Consider the following 17,525-nt stretch of genomic DNA (forward strand, 5'->3'; position numbering starts at 1 on the left):
GGCTTAACGCCCCTCTTTTCTCACCCGTTCAATATGAATGGCGAGGAACATAATTTCTTCAGTTGTCAGATCACGCTGATAGCTTTTATTCAGATGCTGCGCGATTTTCTCAGCACATTTCCACGCTTTCGCGTAGTTGTCTTTCACCGCCGTATGCAGCGAAACATCGTCATCGTCCACCACAGTTCGAGTGAGCATCCGCTGGGCAAAAAACTTCAGATGGGTGACAAAACGCTGATAGCTGAGCGATTCTTCATCATACTCAAGCTGCAGCTGGTACTTCACCAGTTGCAGGATCTCCTGCATGACCCGGGTGACGTGCATCACTTCCGGCATCTCGCTGTTCAGTTGCGCGGTGACCAGATGCAGCGCGATAAACCCGGCCTCATCCTCCGCCAGTTCGACATTCAGGCGTTTGGCGATAATGGCCCTCGCCTCCTGCCCCAGTTCGAACTCCTTCGGATACAGGCGTTTGATATCCCACAACAGCACGTTTTTGATTGCCAGCGCTTTCTTCTGCCGTTCAATCGCAAAGTAGCAGTGGTCAGTCAAGGTGATATACAAACTCTCCTGCAATTTCCCCAGCCGCTGCGACGCCAGCCCAATGATGAGGTCGCAGGTGGTCATCACCTCCAGCGGGATCTGGCTAAGCAGCTCCCCCAGCCGACGAACCAGTTCATCGCTTTGTAACGCAAACACCTTTTCAATCAGCGTGGTATCCAGCTCTTCACCGACGCGCTTCTGGAAAGCCAGCCCTCGGCCCATCACGACCTGTTCGCGCCCGCGCCCATCCTGAACAACCACCACATTATTATTAAGAATTTTGGCGATTTTCATCGGAACCCCAGAAACAAAAAAACCTGACCTCCGGCAGAAGCCAGAAAATCAGGTTTTGCCTGCCTAAGCAGTAACAATCCAGTTCTGGCACTCTATCAGTTTCATTCATAGCCTCAATCTGTCGCGAGTAAAAACGTGACGCAGATCGTACTTGCTACGGTTATATCAGAAGGTCACCACGGTTTTTAGCTCGGTTACCCATGCATCCTGAGTTCGGTCGACCCCGCCAGGATGGTGCCAGTACTGAATACCTGGCTGCAGCTCAAGCCACGACACAGGACGGAAGCGATAGTAAAACTCGCCATTCAGTGAATGACCTGGCACCGGGCGATACGCCGGATCGTTATAGTCAGACACCCCATTCAGCGTATTCATGTAACGCTGGTTACGCGCATACTGGTTGCTCATATCGATCCAGGTCAGACCAAAGCCAATCCAGTCTTCCGGACGAGCATCAAACAGCCCACGGTAGCGTAGCGAGGCGGCGTAGACCTGATGCATATAGTTGGAGTTCTGATCGGCGAGACTCATGCTGATGGAGGTGCTTAAGCCACGATTCGGATCGTCCTTGTGTTGTGTGAGCTGCTGGTTAAGCCCGGCGTACATAAACCATGTACGGTTATGCTTCTCGTATCCCTCCGGATCGGTTGCACCCGCACCACCAGATACGCCACGGTAAAGGTCAGTTTGCGGTGCATTGGTATACACCACGCCCAGGTTATATGCTCCAGGCAGACCACCTATCAACGGACGTGCTTCGATCTCAACCGGCAGTAATACACCTTTGCTACCCTTCGTCGACCAGCTCCACGCATGGTTTCGGCTGGAGGCATCCGGGTTTTGTTCCATCACACCGCCTTTCAGGGTCACGGTTGGCGTTACCTTATACTCCAGCGTGGTACCCCAGGTATGGACGTTCCAGTTGTTCCAGGTTAGCGAGTTGGCCGATTTCCCTCCGCACTGCGAGAGCATCTGGAAGTCACACGGGATGATCTGGTCGAAAGTTTGTACTTTGTTCATCATCCCGATGCGCCAGGTGAGGCGTCGGTCATCAAAGCTACGGGCAAACGTCAGCCAGCCCAGACGGGTGATAGATTGCCCGCCCCAGCTTTCCTGAGTCAGATCATTAAAGTTAACGCGCGGATCCTGAACGCGTTTGGTGGTGAGATCGTCATTGTGGTTACGGTTGACGATATTCCCTTCAATACGAGCATCCGGAATGCCCGTCCAGCGCTCCAGATCCTGGTTGAAGGTCAGCGCAAACTGGTCGATATAGGCCACGTGAGAATCGTGATTATAGCCACCGCCACCGTTCCAGCCAATTTCATTCAGGTAGCCGAGATTCCAGGTGAACCCGTTATCGTTAAGGATCTTACGAATACCGAGCATATCGCCAAGGATTGGATCCGGTGGCGCTTCAAATCCTAGCGCCGTCCCGTTCCAGTCCTGAGCCATCGACAAAGGGGAAATCGTCAATAAGGCGAGCGCGCACAGCTTATAGTGAATATTTTTATATGCCATAATAACAACCTGTGATTGAGTATTTAGTGCGTAACTGGTCGCAGGAAATTTATCTATTTCCTGTCATATCATTTATTTTTGGTAATAGTCGCCCCTGCGGTTATCAATAACCACAAAATGCGCCCTGATTAATTTCAATAAAAAAATTAAGTCAAATTTCTCTCCTGCGTAAATTACAGGCAAAAAAAAAACCTAAGCACTCCACAGCGATTAATGCTGTAGAACGCTTAGGTTTTGCCTGTTAGCCAGTAACAATCCTGCGTTGAAAACAGTGGCACCTTAACACCGTCGTGCCACGTTGAAAACCTGCATTGTTTTATATTTTAATAAAGTGTGAGCAAATTAACGCTTATTATTTTGACTGAATCACCCGCGCAATATCCGCGGAAGTCTGTAACGTACGGATCTCCTGGAATAATCCTAACGCTTCGCTGTACTCTTTGCGCAAATAACTGAGCCACTGCTTAATACGTGCAACATGATACAAGCCGGTATCCCCCTGCTTTTCCAGACGGCTGTATTTTTGCAGTAGCGTCACCACCTCAGCCCACGGCATGCGCGGTTCGTTATATTTCACCATCCGGCTGAGATTCGGCACATTCAACGCCCCACGGCCAATCATTACCGCATCGCAGCCAGTCTCTTTCAGACAGGCCTGTGCGCTCTCGTAATCCCAGATTTCGCCATTCGCAATCACGGGAATAGAGAGTCGTTTGCGGATCTCGCCAATCGCCTGCCAGTTGATGCGATCGGCCTTATAACCATCCTCTTTGGTACGGCCATGCACGACTAACTCTGTTGCACCCGCCTGCTGTACCGCATCGGCTATTTCAAACTGTCGCGCATCGCTGTCCCAGCCCAGTCGCACCTTCACCGTCACCGGTAAATGCGACGGTACAGCTTCACGCATGGCTTTTGCACCGCGATAAATCAGCTCAGGATCTTTCAGCAATGTTGCCCCACCGCCGCTGCCGTTGACCAGTTTCGACGGGCAGCCGCAGTTGAGATCGACCCCGTAAGAACCAAGATCCACCGCACGGGCAGCATTTTCCGCCAGCCATTGCGGATACTGGCCCAGCAACTGAATGCGCACCAGCGTGCCGGATGTTGTTCGGCTCTGGTTGTGCAGCTCCGGGCAGAGCCTGTGAAAAGATTTTACCGGCAATAACATATCGACCACGCGTAAAAATTCCGTCACGCAGAGATCGTAATCATTCACCTCGGTCAGAAGCTCGCGCACGAGGGAGTCGAGCACGCCTTCCATTGGGGCCAGTAAAACACGCATATCAGTACCTGTAAAAAAAGACGCGCTATAGTTGCATTTAAACTTAAGACTGTCCATTTGTGGCAATGTCAGACGTTCCATTCAGGAATGTCTGGTATGCTCAAAATTCATGATGTGATCCGTAGCACATTTCAGGGTTTAATTGTATGATGAATGCGTTTCATCAAGGACTTTCACCATGAGCAAATCATTGAATACTATCTGGCAATACCTGCGCGCATTCGTCCTGATTTACGCCTGTCTGTACGCCGGGATTTTCATCGCGTCCCTGTTACCTATCACCATTCCCGGCAGCATTATCGGTATGCTGATCCTGTTTGTGCTGCTGGCACTGCAGGTTTTGCCTGCAAAGTGGGTCAACCCTGGCTGCTTCGTTCTCATTCGCTACATGGCGCTACTGTTTGTCCCCATCGGCGTCGGGGTCATGCAATATTACGATTTGCTCAAAGCACAGTTCGGCCCCATTGTCGTCTCCTGCGCGGTCAGTACGCTGGTGGTTTTCCTGGTGGTGAGCTGGAGTTCGCATCTGGTGCATGGCGAACGTAAAGTGATTGGGCAAAAAGGAACAAAGCAATGATGGAGAATATCTGGTGGTCGCTGCCGTTAACCCTGGTGGTGTTCTTCGCCGCGCGTAAACTTGCCGTACGTTTCAGAATGCCATTGCTCAACCCTCTGCTGGTGGCGATGGTGGTGATCATTCCTTTCCTGCTTCTCACCGGCATTCCTTACGAACGCTACTTTGCCGGGAGCAAGATTTTAAACGATCTGCTGCAGCCTGCCGTTGTGGCGCTCGCCTTTCCTTTATATGAACAGTTGCACCAGATCCGTGCCCGCTGGAAGTCCATCATTACTATCTGTTTTGTGGGGAGTCTGGTGGCGATGATTACCGGAACGTCGGTCGCACTGTTGATGGGAGCCTCTCCGCAGATTGCCGCCTCTATTCTGCCAAAATCCGTCACCACGCCAATCGCGATGGCGGTGGGCGGCAGCATCGGCGGTATACCGGCCATCAGCGCCGTATGCGTAATTTTCGTGGGTATTCTTGGTGCGGTATTTGGCCATACCCTGTTGAATGCTATGCGCATTCATACCAAAGCCGCGCGTGGTCTGGCGATGGGGACGGCTTCACACGCCCTGGGTACCGCACGTTGCGCTGAGCTGGATTATCAGGAAGGGGCATTCAGCTCGCTGGCACTGGTCATCTGTGGGATCATGACCTCTCTGATCGCGCCGTTCCTGTTCCCGATCATTCTGGCAGTTGTGGGCTAAAATTTGCGATACGTCGCGCAAATTTCATTTTGTTTTCATAAGTTGCATAAGTAATGAGAAGTGGATCACATATAAAGCCGTAATGGCTCCGTACACTACCGATCCATTAACCTTTATGAGGCAAACGCCATGCATCCACGTTTTCAAGCTGCTTTCGCCCAGCTTGCAGAGAATTTGCAATCAGCCCTGGCCCCGGTTCTGGCGGATGAGCATTTCCCCGCCCTGCTGACGGCTGAGCAGGTCACTCTGCTTCAACAGGCAACAGGACTGGACGAAGACGCGCTGGCTTTCGCACTGCTGCCGCTGGCCGCCGCCTGCGCACGCGCTGACCTCTCCCACTTCAATGTAGGGGCGATTGCACGCGGTGTAAGCGGAACCTGGTACTTTGGCGGTAACATGGAGTTCCTGGGTGCGACGATGCAGCAAACTGTCCACGCGGAACAAAGCGCCATCAGCCACGCCTGGCTGCGCGGCGAAAAAGCGCTAAGCGCCATTACCGTTAACTACACCCCTTGTGGCCACTGTCGTCAGTTTATGAACGAGCTGAACAGCGGACTGCAATTGCGCATCAACCTGCCAGGTCGTGCACCACACACGCTGGGTGATTACCTGCCTGACGCTTTCGGCCCGAAAGATCTGGATATCAAAACGCTGCTGATGGATGAGCAGGATCACGGCTTCGCCCTGTCCGGCGATGACCTGAGCCAGGCCGCTATCACCGCCGCCAACAAGAGCCACACCCCGTACAGCAAATCACCTAGTGGCGTAGCGCTACAGTGCCGTGATGGCCGTATCTTCAGCGGCAGCTATGCGGAAAATGCCGCATTTAACCCAACGCTGCCACCGCTGCAGGGCGCACTGAATCTGCTGAACCTGAACGGTTATGACTACCCGGATATTCAGCGCGCTATTCTGGCAGAAATTGCCGATGCACCGCTGATTCAGTGGGATGCTACCGCCGCCACGCTGAAAGCGCTGGGCTGTTCATCGATTGAACGCGTGCTGCTTGCGTAATCCTTCCGGCGGGCAGGAATGCCCGCCAGTGTGATGAAAAACCCCTCAGTTGATTCGCTGTTTCTTGCGCTAACCATGCGGGTAAAGTAGCCTGAGTTAAATTTCACCTTTGGTACGAGCCATCTGCATGTTAAAGCGCGTTTTTTACAGCCTGTCTGTCCTGCTCGGCATACTGCTGTTGACTGTGCTTGGCCTCGACCGCTGGATAAGCTGGAAAACAGCGCCCTACATCTTTGATGACCTGCAGGATCTCCCCTATCGTCAGGTTGGTGTGGTACTCGGTACCGCCAAATATTACCGTACCGGCGTCATCAATCAGTATTACCGTTATCGTATTCAGGGGGCGCTAAACGCCTATAACAGCGGAAAGGTGAATTACCTGCTGTTGAGCGGCGATAACGCGCTGCAAAGCTATAACGAACCGGTGACGATGCGTAAGGATTTGATTGCCGCAGGGGTCGACCCGGCCGATATCGTGCTCGACTACGCCGGATTCCGCACCCTGGACTCCATCGTGCGTACCCGTAAAGTGTTCGACACCAACGATTTCATCATCATTACCCAGCGCTTCCACTGCGAACGGGCATTGTTTATTGCGTTGCATATGGGTATTCAGGCCCAGTGCTACGCGGTGCCATCGCCAAAAGACATGCTGAGCGTGCGCGTACGCGAGTTCGGTGCCCGTTTTGGTGCGCTGGCTGACCTGTACATCTTCAAACGAGAACCACGCTTTTTAGGCCCACTGGTGCCAATTCCGGCGATGCATGAAGTGCCAGAAGATGCGCAGGGTTACCCGGCAGTGACGCCTGAACAACTGCTGGATATGCAGAAAAAAGAGAAAAAATAGCCCCGCTTTTATACTTTCTTTACGTCGGGCATCACTCTTTTTATCCGCCCTTTACTCTCGCCCTTTTAAGCTGAGTTCATTGCCGCTACGGCTTCATTGAAGAATGACTATGAACTCAATAATGAATGCTTTTTTCCTGAAAAATATCCGCCCGTATTTTAACTTCCCGGGATTATCGCTCCCGACCGCTCTCAATTCAGGCCTGTATCTCGATGAGAAAATTGCAGCCATGAAACAGAATTTGTCAGCGGAAGTGACGGATTATCTGGCACGTTATCCGCAGACTAAACACATTGACGTTTACCTGAACGACATCAATGGCATTATGCGTGGCAAACGGCTCTCAGTGGAAAGCATGCTGAATCTTGAGAAAGGCTGCTATTTTCCCCTTTCGGTCTACTCGATGGATCAAAAAGGAAAGATTGCCGCATCACTTCATGATGAGCCAGACCGGCTTTGCGTACCCGTTCCCGGTTCCCTGTGCCCTTCGCCCCAGGCTCCTGAGCATAACGCGCAGATCCTGTTGACCATGAATGACAGCGATGGAAAATCCTGTCCGCTTGAGCCACGCGTGATATTGCAAAACGTCCTTGCTCGCTTCCACCAGCATGGGCTTTTCCCGGTGATTGCACCAGAGATTGAGTTCTATCTGACGGGGTCAGATTCTCAGGATCCGCAGAATCAGGGTTGCTTTCATATGGATACGTCGACGGCGCACGCGGCATTGTTTGACGAACTGGAGCAGCTGGCGCAACACCAGCACATTCCACTGACCGGGATCGTGGCAGAAGCCGAACCCGGTCAGTACGAGTTGAACCTGAAGCACAGCCATCGGGTTATTGAGGTATGCGATAACGTACTGGCTCTGCGGCGCTTAACCCGATACGTTGCAGAGAAACACGGGCTCCAGGCCAGCTTTATGGCCAAACCCTTCAGCCTTCAGTCCGGCAGCGGTCTGCATTTCCATTTCAGCCTGAATAATATTCACGGCGAAAACATGTTCGCCTCACCGGTGGATGAGCTCAATAGCATGATGCGCCTGTGTATCGCGGGCCAGCTGGCACTGATGCCCGCGTCCGTCGCCATTCTGGCCCCGGGTGTTAACGCTTTCCGCCGCCTGCGTAAAAACCTCAATGAGCCACTATTTAACTCCTGGGGCTATAACACCCGCTCCGCCGCGCTGCGTATTCCCTGCTCGGATGAGAACAACCGTCGTATTGAGTATCGTCTGGCGGGTGCGGATGCCAACCCGTATCTGGTGGTCGCCACAATCCTCACGGGCATGTTGTATGGTCTGGAAAATTTCGATGAGGATGATTTACCTGAACCGCAACAGGATGAACCTGTATTGCCGCTGTTCCAGCAGCAGGCCATTGAGGTATTTTCCCGCAACCAATATCTCACCGACAGCCTTGGCGAAGCCTTTTCCCAACAGTGGGTTGCCTGCAAGCTCTCAGAGCTGGACTGGTTTGAAAGTATCGTCACCGAACAAGAATCCGCGCTGACGTGAAAAACAAAAAAGCCCGCTCAATGAGCGGGCCTGGTCAGGCATGAAGCCATTATTTCTTACGCGCGTATTTCAGTGAATCCAGGGCAACCGCGAAGATGATGATTGCGCCTTTGATGATGTACTGCCAGTACGGGTTCACACCGATGTAGGTCAGACCGTAGTTGATAACGGTGAAGATGATGACACCGGTTACCACGCCAAGCACGGTACCAACACCGCCGCTGAAGGAAACACCACCTACCACACACGCAGCAATCGCATCCAGTTCGTACATAAAACCAAGGTTGTTGGTTGCAGAACCGATACGACCGGCTTCCAGCATCCCACCGAAGGCATAGAACACGCCGGACAGGGCATAAATCATCAGCAGGTTCAGCGCAACGTTAACGCCAGACACTTTTGCCGCTTCCGGGTTACCACCGATAGCGAAGATATTTTTACCGAAGCGAGTTTTGTTCCACAGGATCCAGACGAAGGACACTGCAATCAACGCATAGAAGGTGATGTACGACAGGCGGAAACTGCCCAGCGCGATAAACCCTTGCGTGAAGGTCGAGAAGCCACTGTCAAAACCCGAGATTGGGGACGCACCGACGAAGTCGTAGTACAGGGAGTTGATACCGTAAACGATGATCATCGTACCCAACGTGGTGATAAATGGCGTCACGTTCAGGTAAGCAATGATGATGCCGTTAATCAGACCAATTACCGCACCGATGACGCAGACAATCAGGATCACCACGAAAATCGGCATGGTCGCCATTTCCGGGAACACTTTGTTGGCATTTTCCATCGACTGCAACATCGTTGCCGCGATAACCGCCGCCAGCCCCACCTGACGCCCCGCCGAAAGGTCAGTACCCTGGGTGACGATAAGACCCGCTACGCCCAGTGCGATGATAATACGCACGGAAGATTGGGTCAGAATGTTACTCAGGTTCAGCAGACTTAAGAACGTAGGATCCTGGAAAATAATGATGGCCAGTAACACTAAAAGAACAACGTAAATACCGCCTTCTTTCAGATAAGTGAGAAAACTTTTTTTATTTAACGCACTCATGAGGAGCCCCTGATCTTAAAGGTGCAAAGACGCAAGACGCAGAATTTCGTTTTGCGTTGTCGTTTTGGTGTCAACAATACCGGCAACGAGACCATTGCTCATAACCAGAATACGATCTGTGATCCCTAACAATTCCGGCATTTCGGAAGAAATAATAATGATCCCTTTATTCTTTTTCGCCAGCTCAGCAATCAGCTGATAAATTTCAAATTTTGCACCCACATCAATACCACGGGTTGGTTCATCCAGCATCAGAATTTCAGGCTGAGTTAATAACCAGCGACCGATAATGACTTTTTGCTGGTTCCCCCCCGAGAGCGAACCAATTTGTGTACGGTGGCCAGGCGTTTTCACGCGCATGGAGTCGATCACCCATTGGGTATCGCTTTTCATACGAGAATTATCCAGCAGGCCGATTTTGTTTTTGTAGTTACGAATATTCGAAATTAACGAGTTAAAGTTAATATCGAGATAGGCATAAATACCGGTAGAGCGTCGCTCTTCCGTCACCAGCGCAAAACCGTGGTTAATGGCTTCGTTGGCATTGTGGTTATTAATTTTCTTACCGTGCAGTGTAATGGTCCCCTCGGCTTTCTCACGAATACCAAACAGGGTTTCCACGATATCGGTACGTTTGGCACCCACCAGCCCCGCAATCCCCAGAATTTCGCCTTTGTGCAGGTCGAAGGAGACGTCGCGAATCGATGGCTGACGCAGCGAGGTCAGGTTACGCACCTCAAGGATCACCTCACCCGGTTTGTTTTCACGATCCGGGAAACGCTGATTCAGCGAACGGCCAACCATCATGGCAATGATCTTGTCCATGTCCAGCCCTTCCAGAGGCTGAGTGGCAATCCACTGACCGTCACGCAGGATGGTAATTTCATCACACAGCTGGAAGATCTCTTCCATCTTATGGGAGATATATACAATGCCGCAGCCGCGTTCTTTCAGTTTGCGAATAATGGTAAAAAGGTGGTTAACCTCTTTTTCCGTTAATGACGATGTCGGTTCGTCCATGATGACAATTTTCGCATCATAGGAGAACGCTTTCGCAATTTCGATCATCTGCATCTGGGAAACTGATAATGTCCCGACGCGAGCGCGTGGATCGATATCAATATCCAGCTCATCGAAAATTGCTTTGGTGTCACGATACATTTTATCTTGATCGACAAAGACACCTTTGGTTGGGTAACGCCCCAGCCACATATTATCCATAACCGAGCGTTGCAGTACCAGGTTCAATTCCTGGTGAACCATTGAGATACCGTTTTCCAGTGCTTCTTTAGCTGAATGGAAATCGATCTCTTTCCCCTGAAAAAGAATGCTGCCAGAATCTTTTTGATAGATCCCAAAAAGACATTTTAATAATGTTGATTTACCCGCACCGTTTTCACCCATTAATGCATGAATAGAGTGGGGACGGACTTTTAAATTAACATTATCGAGTGCCTTAACACCGGGAAAAGACTTGTTGACACCTGTCATTTCCAACAAGTATTCACCGGACGACTGAGTAGTTGTGCTGACCATAATTATACCTTGTTGGCCTCGCATATCGCGTTATAAAAGGGCGCAACGAATTGCGCCCAGTGAAGACATGACGACTAACTTATTTGCCGATGAACTCAGCCAGGTTGGACTGGTCTACGCCCACGTAAGGTACGCGAACGATTTTGTTGTCGATTTTCCAGTTGGTGCCATCAGCTGCACCTTTACCGTCGGCCAGGTTTTTCGCCAGATCGAAGGTCGCTTTCGCCTGGTTGTTGGCATCGTTCAGCACGGTACCGGCCATTGCGCCAGACTTAACCAGAGCCAGCGCTTCTGGCAGAGCATCCACACCGAACACAGGAATGGAAGATTTGTTGTGTGCTTTCAGCGCTTCTACTGCACCCATTGCCATCGCATCGTTGTTGGCGATAACCACTTCGATTTTGTTAGCGTTCGGGCCAGACAGCCATGCGTCCATCTTATCTTTCGCCTGAGCGGTATCCCACATTGCGGTATCTAACGCCAGTTGCTGGGTTTTCAGACCTTTGTCGTTCAGCTCTTTGATAACGTAAGTGGTACGTGCTTCAGCATCCGGGTGGCCTGGTTCGCCTTTCAGCAGAACGAACTGAACCTGACCATCTTTGTTCAGGTCCCAGTTCGGGTTAGCCGCCCAGTGTTTAGCAATCAGATCGCCCTGGATAATACCGGACTCTTTGGAGTCAGTACCCACATAGTACGCTTTGTCGTAGCTATCCAGCGCTTTACGAGAAGGTTCTTTGTTGAAGAAGACGATTGGCACGTTCTGGCCACGCGCTTTCTCAATAACTGTGCCTGCTGCAGCCGGGTCAACCAGGTTGATGGCCAGTGCTTTCACGCCTTTTGCCAGCAGAACGTCAATCTGGTCGTTCTGTTTGGACTGGTCGTTCTGGGAGTCATTCATCAGCAGCTGAACGTCTGGCGCTGCTTTAGCGTCTTTCTCGATAGCTTTACGCACAACAGACATGAAGTTGTCGTCGTATTTATAGATAGTCACGCCAATACGGGTATCCGCAGCGTGCGCTGCTGCACCAAAAAGCATACTTGCCATAACAGCAGACAGAGTCAACACCTTCTTATTCATGGTATCTCCGGTTTTTTTATGCAGGGTAGTTCTTGTGAATAACGGTCGGCGGGCAGGTGTTAATAAAACGTTACTGACAGCCGAAGTTCACTTATAAAATTTCTATCTTCCGTGTTCGGTAACGCTCCAGAAATGCGTTTTATTGGTTGTTTGCGGCACGTTGGCTATGATGAAAGTGATTAATCACCGTTACATAGCGTTTCAGTCCCTAAAACGCTGACATCATAGTCAGCACCTTGTTAAGATACTGTGAATTTACTCACAGATTGAAAACGGTTACATCAAGCCAAGTAATCAGTTAGTGATCGGAACCACAATTTGCCGAATAGATACGGAATGGCGACGCACTAAAGTCGGCATGAAACAGTGCGTTGCCCCCGGATCCAGCAGCCCTGCAGCCCCCTGTAACGCCAGCTCAGTCGCCAGTTTTGCCATGGATGCAATCGGGTAACGCACCGTCGTCAGCTGTGGGTCGGTGTAACGGGCAATCGGGATGTCATCAAAACCAATCAACGACAAATGCTGTGGCACAGCAATACCGTTATCTTTCAGTGCAGTAAGTGCTCCCGCCGCCATGCTGTCGTTATAGGCAAAGACCGCTGAAAGTTGCAGATTGCGGCCCAGTAACTCCACCATCGCGGCCTCACCGCCCTGCATGTCCGGCGTTCCGGTTCCCACCCAGCTTTCCGGCGGCACAATGCCGTGCTCTTTCAGCGCGTTTTGCCACCCTTCGCGGCGCATCTCGTCATCTTCAATATGGTGGCTGGAAGCAAGGAAACCGATGCGCTGATGACCATTGTTGATGAGCATTCGCGTCGCCATCATTGCACCGCTGACGTTATCCAGCCCGACGCAGCGGTGGGCGTAGCCAGGCACAATTCGGTTGATCAGCACCATACCCGGGATCTGCTCCATAAACCCGGCAAGCTCTTCATCGCTCAGTGCTTTTGAGTGGACAATCAAGGCATTACAACGCTGGCGGATCAGCACTTCGATAGCATGACGTTCTTTTTCAGCCTCATGGTAACTGTTGCCGATCAGCACATATTTCTGGTGCTGCTGGGCGACAACATCCACCGCTTTGACCAACGCACCGAAAAATGCATCCGAGACATCCATCACTACTACGCCAATGGTGTCACTGACCTGAGTCGCAAGCGCCTGCGCATTGGCATTAGGCCGGTATCCCAGTTGGGTGACAGCTTTCATTACGGTTTCACGGGTTTCAGGGCTGACCAGTGCGCTGTTGTTCAGCACACGGGAGACGGTAGCAACAGAAACACCCGCCTGACGGGCGACGTCACGAATGGTGATCATATTCACCATCCTTCAAAGGATTGCAGCAACTCACAGACACCCCCTGTGTTTAGCAAGGAGGCTATTTTGGCAGCGAGAGAAAGGGGACTACGTGAAGAAGCTCACACGAATGAAAACGCTTACATCCGTTTTGTTAATGATTGTGATCCAGATCGTTATCTGGATGTATTAGTCAATGATACACCCGAAGCATGTGCGGTTAATTGCCGCCACCCCCACTCCAGTGGCCCCTGGCGGAAATAGCGCAGCCAGATAACAGAAAATGCCACGTTAACAACCCAGACAGGAATAACAAACGCCAACAGCGTAAACCGGTCGAATTTCATAAACAGGCCAAATTGATAGAAAAGCGTGGTGCAAATCAGCGTCTGCAGAATGTAATTGCTTAATGCCATACGGCCAACGCAGGCGATGGCGCTCACCAGCCACAGGCGGCAGATCTGCGGCCAGAAGCCATAAATCAGCGCCGCGTAGCCAATGGTCTGGAATGGTGCGCTCAGTTCCCGGGGAGCCTGAAGCAGGAAAGCACACCAGCGGTAGTTCCAGTGCAAATGCCACTGCAGCATAACCGCCGGAAGATTGATCAGTATGCCGAGCAGTAACAGCCCCGCCCCTACCAGACGGTAGTGGCGAAGACTGAATTCACCTTTCAGCCAGCCGGTACGCATCAGCGACGCCCCCATCAGCATCATTCCCGCCAGCTGCCAGCCGTATTGTGCGCCCAGCGCAAGAAGGTTGTCCCCGAGCATATCCGCCCGGTTGCTGATGGCTTCAGTACCGCCTTTAAGCTTCCAGTACTGTTCATACTGGAGGTTGGCGGCATCCGGTATCCATGAGCGGTTCGTCGCCTCACCGGAAATCATCCCCAGCAATACCAGTACGCCAACGCCCATGACATAGAGCATCACACCGGTGTTAAACAGGCTTTTTACGCTGTGTGCATCGCGGATAAGCCGCCAGCAGATCAGCCCCACCAGACCATAGGCCAGCAGAATATCGCCATCCCAGAAGAGTAAACCGTGAATGAATCCGAAGATCACCAGCAGCGTCAGACGTGACTGGATCCAGCGCGTACCGCACCTGAGCAGAAGCTGCAGACCCGCGCCAAACAGCAGTGCAAATAACGTAAGGAATTTCACCTGCGCGAGGAGATCGAGGATCGCCCATGTCCAGGCATCGCTACGGGTAATCTCACCATACCAGGCTGGGTTGAGATAGGCGGCCTTTGGCAAGCCAAAGGCGCAGATGTTAAGCAGCAGGATACCGAGAATGGCGACGCCGCGAACAAAATCGAGCGTGACGTTTCGCTCCATGTACCCTGCCCTGTCTGATTAGTTGTGGTGACGCACGGCGCGCAGGAACTCCTGGCGGGTGTTCTGGCTGGATTTAAACAGACCGCCCAGCGATGTCGTGGTGGTTGCACTGGTGGCATCACGGACGCCGCGCGCTTTCACGCAGTAGTGAACCGCGTCGATGGATACCGCCACGTTATTGGTGCCCAGCAGCGTTTGCAGCGCGGTCAGGATCTGCTGCGTCAGACGCTCCTGCACCTGAGGGCGCTGCGCGAAGAACTGCACAATGCGGTTGATCTTGGACAGACCAATCACCATATCTTTTGGAATATAAGCCACCGTCGCTTTGCCATCGATGGTCACGAAGTGATGCTCACAGGTGCTGGTGAGTGTGATATCGCGTACCGTTACCATCTCATCAACCTTCATCTTATTTTCGATGACGGTGATTTTCGGGAAGTTGGCGTAATCAAGACCGGAGAAAATTTCGTCGACGTACATTTTGGCAATACGGTTCGGCGTCTCCATCAGACTGTCGTCGCTCAGATCGAGGTTCAGCAGTTGCATGATCTCGGTCATGTGCCCGGAAATCAGACGCTTACGTGTTTCATTATCCATTGCATGAACTGGCGGACGCAGTGGCGTTTCAAGGCCGCGCGCAACCAACGCTTCATGGACCAGGGCAGCTTCTTTACTGAGTGATGACATTCTTTTCTCCTGCAGGTGTGGCGTCTTTCGCCCTCGTAGTGGCAAAAGTGTGCGTTCATTGTGCGTGAGGCGACGCACATAATCCAGTATTCACGACGATAATTATTGCAATTGTTGTTGCCTTTCAGCCTGACGGTTCCACACTAACGCACCGCCGACGAACAATGCCAGACCAGCCAACCCTAACGCTGGCTCCAGCTGATGCGTGAGCCAGGTCGACAGCGCCGAGGTCATCGGGCCAATCAGTTGCCCAATCGCATAGCCAGTGGTCAGAAGGCCTGCCATATAACGGGTATAATTCGGTGCAAGTTCCCGACCATACAGTAAAGAGAGCTGTACGGCGCACAAAAAACCGCCCCCCACCAGCAGCCCACCAATCAGCAGGCCACCAATTCCAGGCAACAGCCAGGCTGCCAGCACACCGGTTCCCTGCAGCCACAGCACGATAGCCAGCCTGCGGTTGGACGTTGAAGTGTGGCGCAAAACGATACTGAGTGCGATACCCACAACGGATGCAACACCGAATATCGGCCAGACAAACTGGGCAAACAGGCTGCCGGGGAACCGCACGGCTGCCATTTGTGATAAAAAGGTCGCCGGCAGGATATAACCAAACCCGGCCAGGCTATAGCTCCAGACCAGACGTTTTAAATTCGTCGTCAGAACGAGAGGTTCCGGCGCGGTTCCAGGCCGATGAAGCTGACCCGCTCGAGGCAGATACCGCGCCACCAGTGCGACGAGCACCAGCGCCAGCACGCCATAAATCTGCCATGCTGCCCCGGCAGACAGCGACTTCGCCTGAATACAGACGGCAAGCAACCCGCTCAGGGCGATACCCGCCCCCGGTCCGGCAAACACCGCGGCGCTGAGACCCGGTTTCCCCAGTTGCCCCAGACGTTCGTTGGTCCACGCGGCAATCAACACCATTGACCAACCGCTCATGCAGCCAATAGCAAAGCGCAGCAGACCGTGAACGATCGCATTATCTGCTGCGGCAGAAAGCAGCGTGAGCGCAACGGCACCAAAAATCCCCAGCCAGAGGCGTGTTTCAACGAAGCGGTGAGCGCGCATCGCATCCCATGCGCCTACCAGATACCCCAGATAGTTCATCGCCGCCACCAGACCCGCACTGGTGAGCGTGAGTTGTCCGGCGGTCATCATCAGCGGTACCTGGGGCGTAAAGGCAAAGCGCCCTATTCCCATTGCCACCACCAGAACCACAAATCCGCTGAATGCAATACGCAGCGCCATGACCGCCCCAATTGTTAAAAATAAGTAAAATCATGATGCAGTATCTGACCGCCAGGCGGAAGTGAAAGTTACTCACAGGTCGATGAAAACTCTGTATTATGGATTTTATGAATAGCAATTCGCATTAAGGAGCCCTGCATGGAACTGCTCGAAGAGCATCGTTGTTTTGAAGGTCGACAGCAGCGCTGGCGGCATGACTCCGCCGTACTGAACTGTGCCATGACGTTCAGCATTTTCCTGCCACCGACAAATGGCGACGTGAAGCCTCCTGTGCTGTTCTGGCTGTCAGGTTTAACCTGCAATGATGAAAACTTCACCACCAAAGCGGGTGCGCAGCGTATTGCCGCCGAACTGGGTATCGCGCTGGTGATGCCGGACACCAGCCCGCGTGGGGATGATGTCGCGGACGATGCCGGATACGATTTGGGCAAAGGTGCAGGGTTTTATCTGAACGCCACGGAACAACCGTGGGCGAGTCATTACCGCATGTATGATTACATTCGTGACGAGCTACCCGCACTGATTCAGGCTGAATTTGAGGTCAGTGACCGAAGTGCCATTAGCGGGCATTCAATGGGTGGACACGGAGCGTTAATAATGGCGCTGAAAAACCCGGGGAAATACACCAGCGTGTCGGCCTTTGCGCCGATTGTGACCCCAACCCTGGTACCGTGGGGGCAGAAAGCATTTACCCATTATCTGGGTAATGATGCCCAAAAATGGCAGGAATGGGATAGCAGTGTGCTGATGCTGGCAAGCCAGGCGGAAGATGCGATCCCGACGCTTATCGATCAGGGTGATGCAGATCAGTTCCTCGCCGGGCAGTTACAACCCGCGGTACTGGCTGAAGCCGCGCGCCAGAAAGACTGGCCGCTAACGCTGCGTATTCAGCCGGGGCATGACCACAGCTATTACTTTATTGCGTCGTTTATTGAGGATCATCTCCGCTTCCATGCGGAGCATTTGTTCGGGTAAGTGCGGTCTGATGCCCTTACCCTGG

The 17,525-nt window shown here is 52.3% G+C and carries 16 protein-coding genes; 6 read left to right on the plus strand and 10 right to left on the minus strand.

The genetic code is table 11. The annotated features are described in order from the left end of the window. Positions 1–3 precede the first annotated feature (3 nt). The 3 genes from bglG to dusC all read right to left on the minus strand — a co-directional run bounded on the left by bglG (position 4) and on the right by dusC (position 3,643). Entirely contained in the window at positions 4–837 is an 834-nt protein-coding gene (gene bglG, locus ACHHZ6_RS02735) for a transcriptional antiterminator BglG (RefSeq protein ID WP_182272047.1), read from the minus strand. Between the two features lie 165 nt (positions 838–1,002). Beyond that, positions 1,003–2,358, minus strand: coding sequence for a carbohydrate porin (locus ACHHZ6_RS02740; protein WP_182272048.1), 1,356 nt, complete (start codon positions 2,356–2,358; stop codon positions 1,003–1,005). Between the two features lie 352 nt (positions 2,359–2,710). Beyond that, positions 2,711–3,643, minus strand: a complete 933-nt coding sequence (gene dusC, locus ACHHZ6_RS02745; protein ID WP_182272049.1) for a tRNA dihydrouridine(16) synthase DusC — start codon at positions 3,641–3,643, stop codon at positions 2,711–2,713. 178 nt (positions 3,644–3,821) lie between these two features. Between dusC and ACHHZ6_RS02750 the strand changes: the two genes are divergently transcribed. From ACHHZ6_RS02750 to ACHHZ6_RS02770, 5 genes are all read left to right on the plus strand, one after another. Beyond that, positions 3,822–4,220 (plus strand): CidA/LrgA family protein, encoded by a 399-nt coding sequence (locus ACHHZ6_RS02750; RefSeq protein WP_182272050.1) that lies wholly within the window; start codon positions 3,822–3,824, stop codon positions 4,218–4,220. Continuing rightward, entirely contained in the window at positions 4,217–4,912 is a 696-nt protein-coding gene (locus ACHHZ6_RS02755) for a CidB/LrgB family autolysis modulator (RefSeq protein ID WP_182272051.1), read from the plus strand. Before ACHHZ6_RS02750 ends, ACHHZ6_RS02755 begins: the two co-directional genes overlap by 4 nt. 129 nt (positions 4,913–5,041) lie before the next feature. Continuing rightward, positions 5,042–5,926, plus strand: a complete 885-nt coding sequence (gene cdd / locus ACHHZ6_RS02760; protein ID WP_182918679.1) for a cytidine deaminase — start codon at positions 5,042–5,044, stop codon at positions 5,924–5,926. A gap of 127 nt (positions 5,927–6,053) precedes the next feature. Continuing rightward, a complete protein-coding gene (gene sanA / locus ACHHZ6_RS02765; protein WP_196390241.1) occupies positions 6,054–6,773 on the plus strand; it encodes an outer membrane permeability protein SanA in 720 nt (239 codons plus the stop codon). A gap of 121 nt (positions 6,774–6,894) precedes the next feature. Beyond that, positions 6,895–8,283 carry a glutamine synthetase family protein gene (locus ACHHZ6_RS02770; RefSeq protein WP_182274546.1) on the plus strand — a complete coding sequence of 463 codons (1,389 nt, stop codon included), beginning with the start codon at positions 6,895–6,897 and terminating at the stop codon, positions 8,281–8,283. Between the two features lie 49 nt (positions 8,284–8,332). Here ACHHZ6_RS02770 and mglC read toward each other — a convergent pair whose 3' ends face one another. The 7 genes from mglC to ACHHZ6_RS02805 all read right to left on the minus strand — a co-directional run bounded on the left by mglC (position 8,333) and on the right by ACHHZ6_RS02805 (position 16,525). After that, entirely contained in the window at positions 8,333–9,343 is a 1,011-nt protein-coding gene (gene mglC, locus ACHHZ6_RS02775; protein WP_182272054.1) for a galactose/methyl galactoside ABC transporter permease MglC, read from the minus strand. A 15-nt stretch (positions 9,344–9,358) separates the two neighbouring features. Beyond that, positions 9,359–10,879, minus strand: coding sequence for a galactose/methyl galactoside ABC transporter ATP-binding protein MglA (mglA, locus tag ACHHZ6_RS02780; protein ID WP_182272055.1), 1,521 nt, complete (start codon positions 10,877–10,879; stop codon positions 9,359–9,361). A 79-nt stretch (positions 10,880–10,958) separates the two neighbouring features. After that, the gene (gene mglB / locus ACHHZ6_RS02785; RefSeq protein ID WP_182272056.1) at positions 10,959–11,957 is read right to left on the minus strand and encodes a galactose/glucose ABC transporter substrate-binding protein MglB; all 999 of its coding nucleotides are present in this window, start codon (positions 11,955–11,957) and stop codon (positions 10,959–10,961) included. A gap of 294 nt (positions 11,958–12,251) precedes the next feature. After that, positions 12,252–13,274 (minus strand): HTH-type transcriptional regulator GalS, encoded by a 1,023-nt coding sequence (gene galS, locus ACHHZ6_RS02790; RefSeq protein ID WP_182272057.1) that lies wholly within the window; start codon positions 13,272–13,274, stop codon positions 12,252–12,254. A 155-nt stretch (positions 13,275–13,429) separates the two neighbouring features. Further along, positions 13,430–14,587 (minus strand): DUF418 domain-containing protein YeiB, encoded by a 1,158-nt coding sequence (gene yeiB / locus ACHHZ6_RS02795; RefSeq protein ID WP_395121700.1) that lies wholly within the window; start codon positions 14,585–14,587, stop codon positions 13,430–13,432. A gap of 18 nt (positions 14,588–14,605) precedes the next feature. Further along, positions 14,606–15,274 carry a GTP cyclohydrolase I FolE gene (gene folE, locus ACHHZ6_RS02800; protein WP_182272059.1) on the minus strand — a complete coding sequence of 223 codons (669 nt, stop codon included), beginning with the start codon at positions 15,272–15,274 and terminating at the stop codon, positions 14,606–14,608. A gap of 102 nt (positions 15,275–15,376) precedes the next feature. Then, positions 15,377–16,525, minus strand: a complete 1,149-nt coding sequence (locus ACHHZ6_RS02805; RefSeq protein ID WP_395121701.1) for a YbfB/YjiJ family MFS transporter — start codon at positions 16,523–16,525, stop codon at positions 15,377–15,379. Between the two features lie 138 nt (positions 16,526–16,663). On the opposite strand from ACHHZ6_RS02805, the gene fghA reads away from it, so the two are divergent. Continuing rightward, positions 16,664–17,500 (plus strand): S-formylglutathione hydrolase, encoded by an 837-nt coding sequence (gene fghA / locus ACHHZ6_RS02810; RefSeq protein WP_182272061.1) that lies wholly within the window; start codon positions 16,664–16,666, stop codon positions 17,498–17,500. Positions 17,501–17,525 lie beyond the last annotated feature (25 nt).

This window comes from Enterobacter cloacae complex sp. 2024EL-00214, assembly GCF_043945575.1.
In the GTDB taxonomy this organism is placed as follows: domain Bacteria; phylum Pseudomonadota; class Gammaproteobacteria; order Enterobacterales; family Enterobacteriaceae; genus Enterobacter; species Enterobacter cloacae_P.

What these genes read in the sequence shown, in the direction of transcription:
- bglG (WP_182272047.1), bottom strand. Translation starts at nt 837, where the DNA reads ATGAAAATCGCCAAAATTCTTAATAATAATGTGGTGGTTGTTCAGGAT.
- ACHHZ6_RS02740 (WP_182272048.1), bottom strand. Translation starts at nt 2,358, where the DNA reads ATGGCATATAAAAATATTCACTATAAGCTGTGCGCGCTCGCCTTATTG.
- dusC (WP_182272049.1), bottom strand. Translation starts at nt 3,643, where the DNA reads ATGCGTGTTTTACTGGCCCCAATGGAAGGCGTGCTCGACTCCCTCGTG.
- ACHHZ6_RS02750 (WP_182272050.1), top strand. Translation starts at nt 3,822, where the DNA reads ATGAGCAAATCATTGAATACTATCTGGCAATACCTGCGCGCATTCGTC.
- ACHHZ6_RS02755 (WP_182272051.1), top strand. Translation starts at nt 4,217, where the DNA reads ATGATGGAGAATATCTGGTGGTCGCTGCCGTTAACCCTGGTGGTGTTC.
- cdd (WP_182918679.1), top strand. Translation starts at nt 5,042, where the DNA reads ATGCATCCACGTTTTCAAGCTGCTTTCGCCCAGCTTGCAGAGAATTTG.
- sanA (WP_196390241.1), top strand. Translation starts at nt 6,054, where the DNA reads ATGTTAAAGCGCGTTTTTTACAGCCTGTCTGTCCTGCTCGGCATACTG.
- ACHHZ6_RS02770 (WP_182274546.1), top strand. Translation starts at nt 6,895, where the DNA reads ATGAATGCTTTTTTCCTGAAAAATATCCGCCCGTATTTTAACTTCCCG.
- mglC (WP_182272054.1), bottom strand. Translation starts at nt 9,343, where the DNA reads ATGAGTGCGTTAAATAAAAAAAGTTTTCTCACTTATCTGAAAGAAGGC.
- mglA (WP_182272055.1), bottom strand. Translation starts at nt 10,879, where the DNA reads ATGGTCAGCACAACTACTCAGTCGTCCGGTGAATACTTGTTGGAAATG.
- mglB (WP_182272056.1), bottom strand. Translation starts at nt 11,957, where the DNA reads ATGAATAAGAAGGTGTTGACTCTGTCTGCTGTTATGGCAAGTATGCTT.
- galS (WP_182272057.1), bottom strand. Translation starts at nt 13,274, where the DNA reads ATGATCACCATTCGTGACGTCGCCCGTCAGGCGGGTGTTTCTGTTGCT.
- yeiB (WP_395121700.1), bottom strand. Translation starts at nt 14,587, where the DNA reads ATGGAGCGAAACGTCACGCTCGATTTTGTTCGCGGCGTCGCCATTCTC.
- folE (WP_182272059.1), bottom strand. Translation starts at nt 15,274, where the DNA reads ATGTCATCACTCAGTAAAGAAGCTGCCCTGGTCCATGAAGCGTTGGTT.
- ACHHZ6_RS02805 (WP_395121701.1), bottom strand. Translation starts at nt 16,525, where the DNA reads ATGGCGCTGCGTATTGCATTCAGCGGATTTGTGGTTCTGGTGGTGGCA.
- fghA (WP_182272061.1), top strand. Translation starts at nt 16,664, where the DNA reads ATGGAACTGCTCGAAGAGCATCGTTGTTTTGAAGGTCGACAGCAGCGC.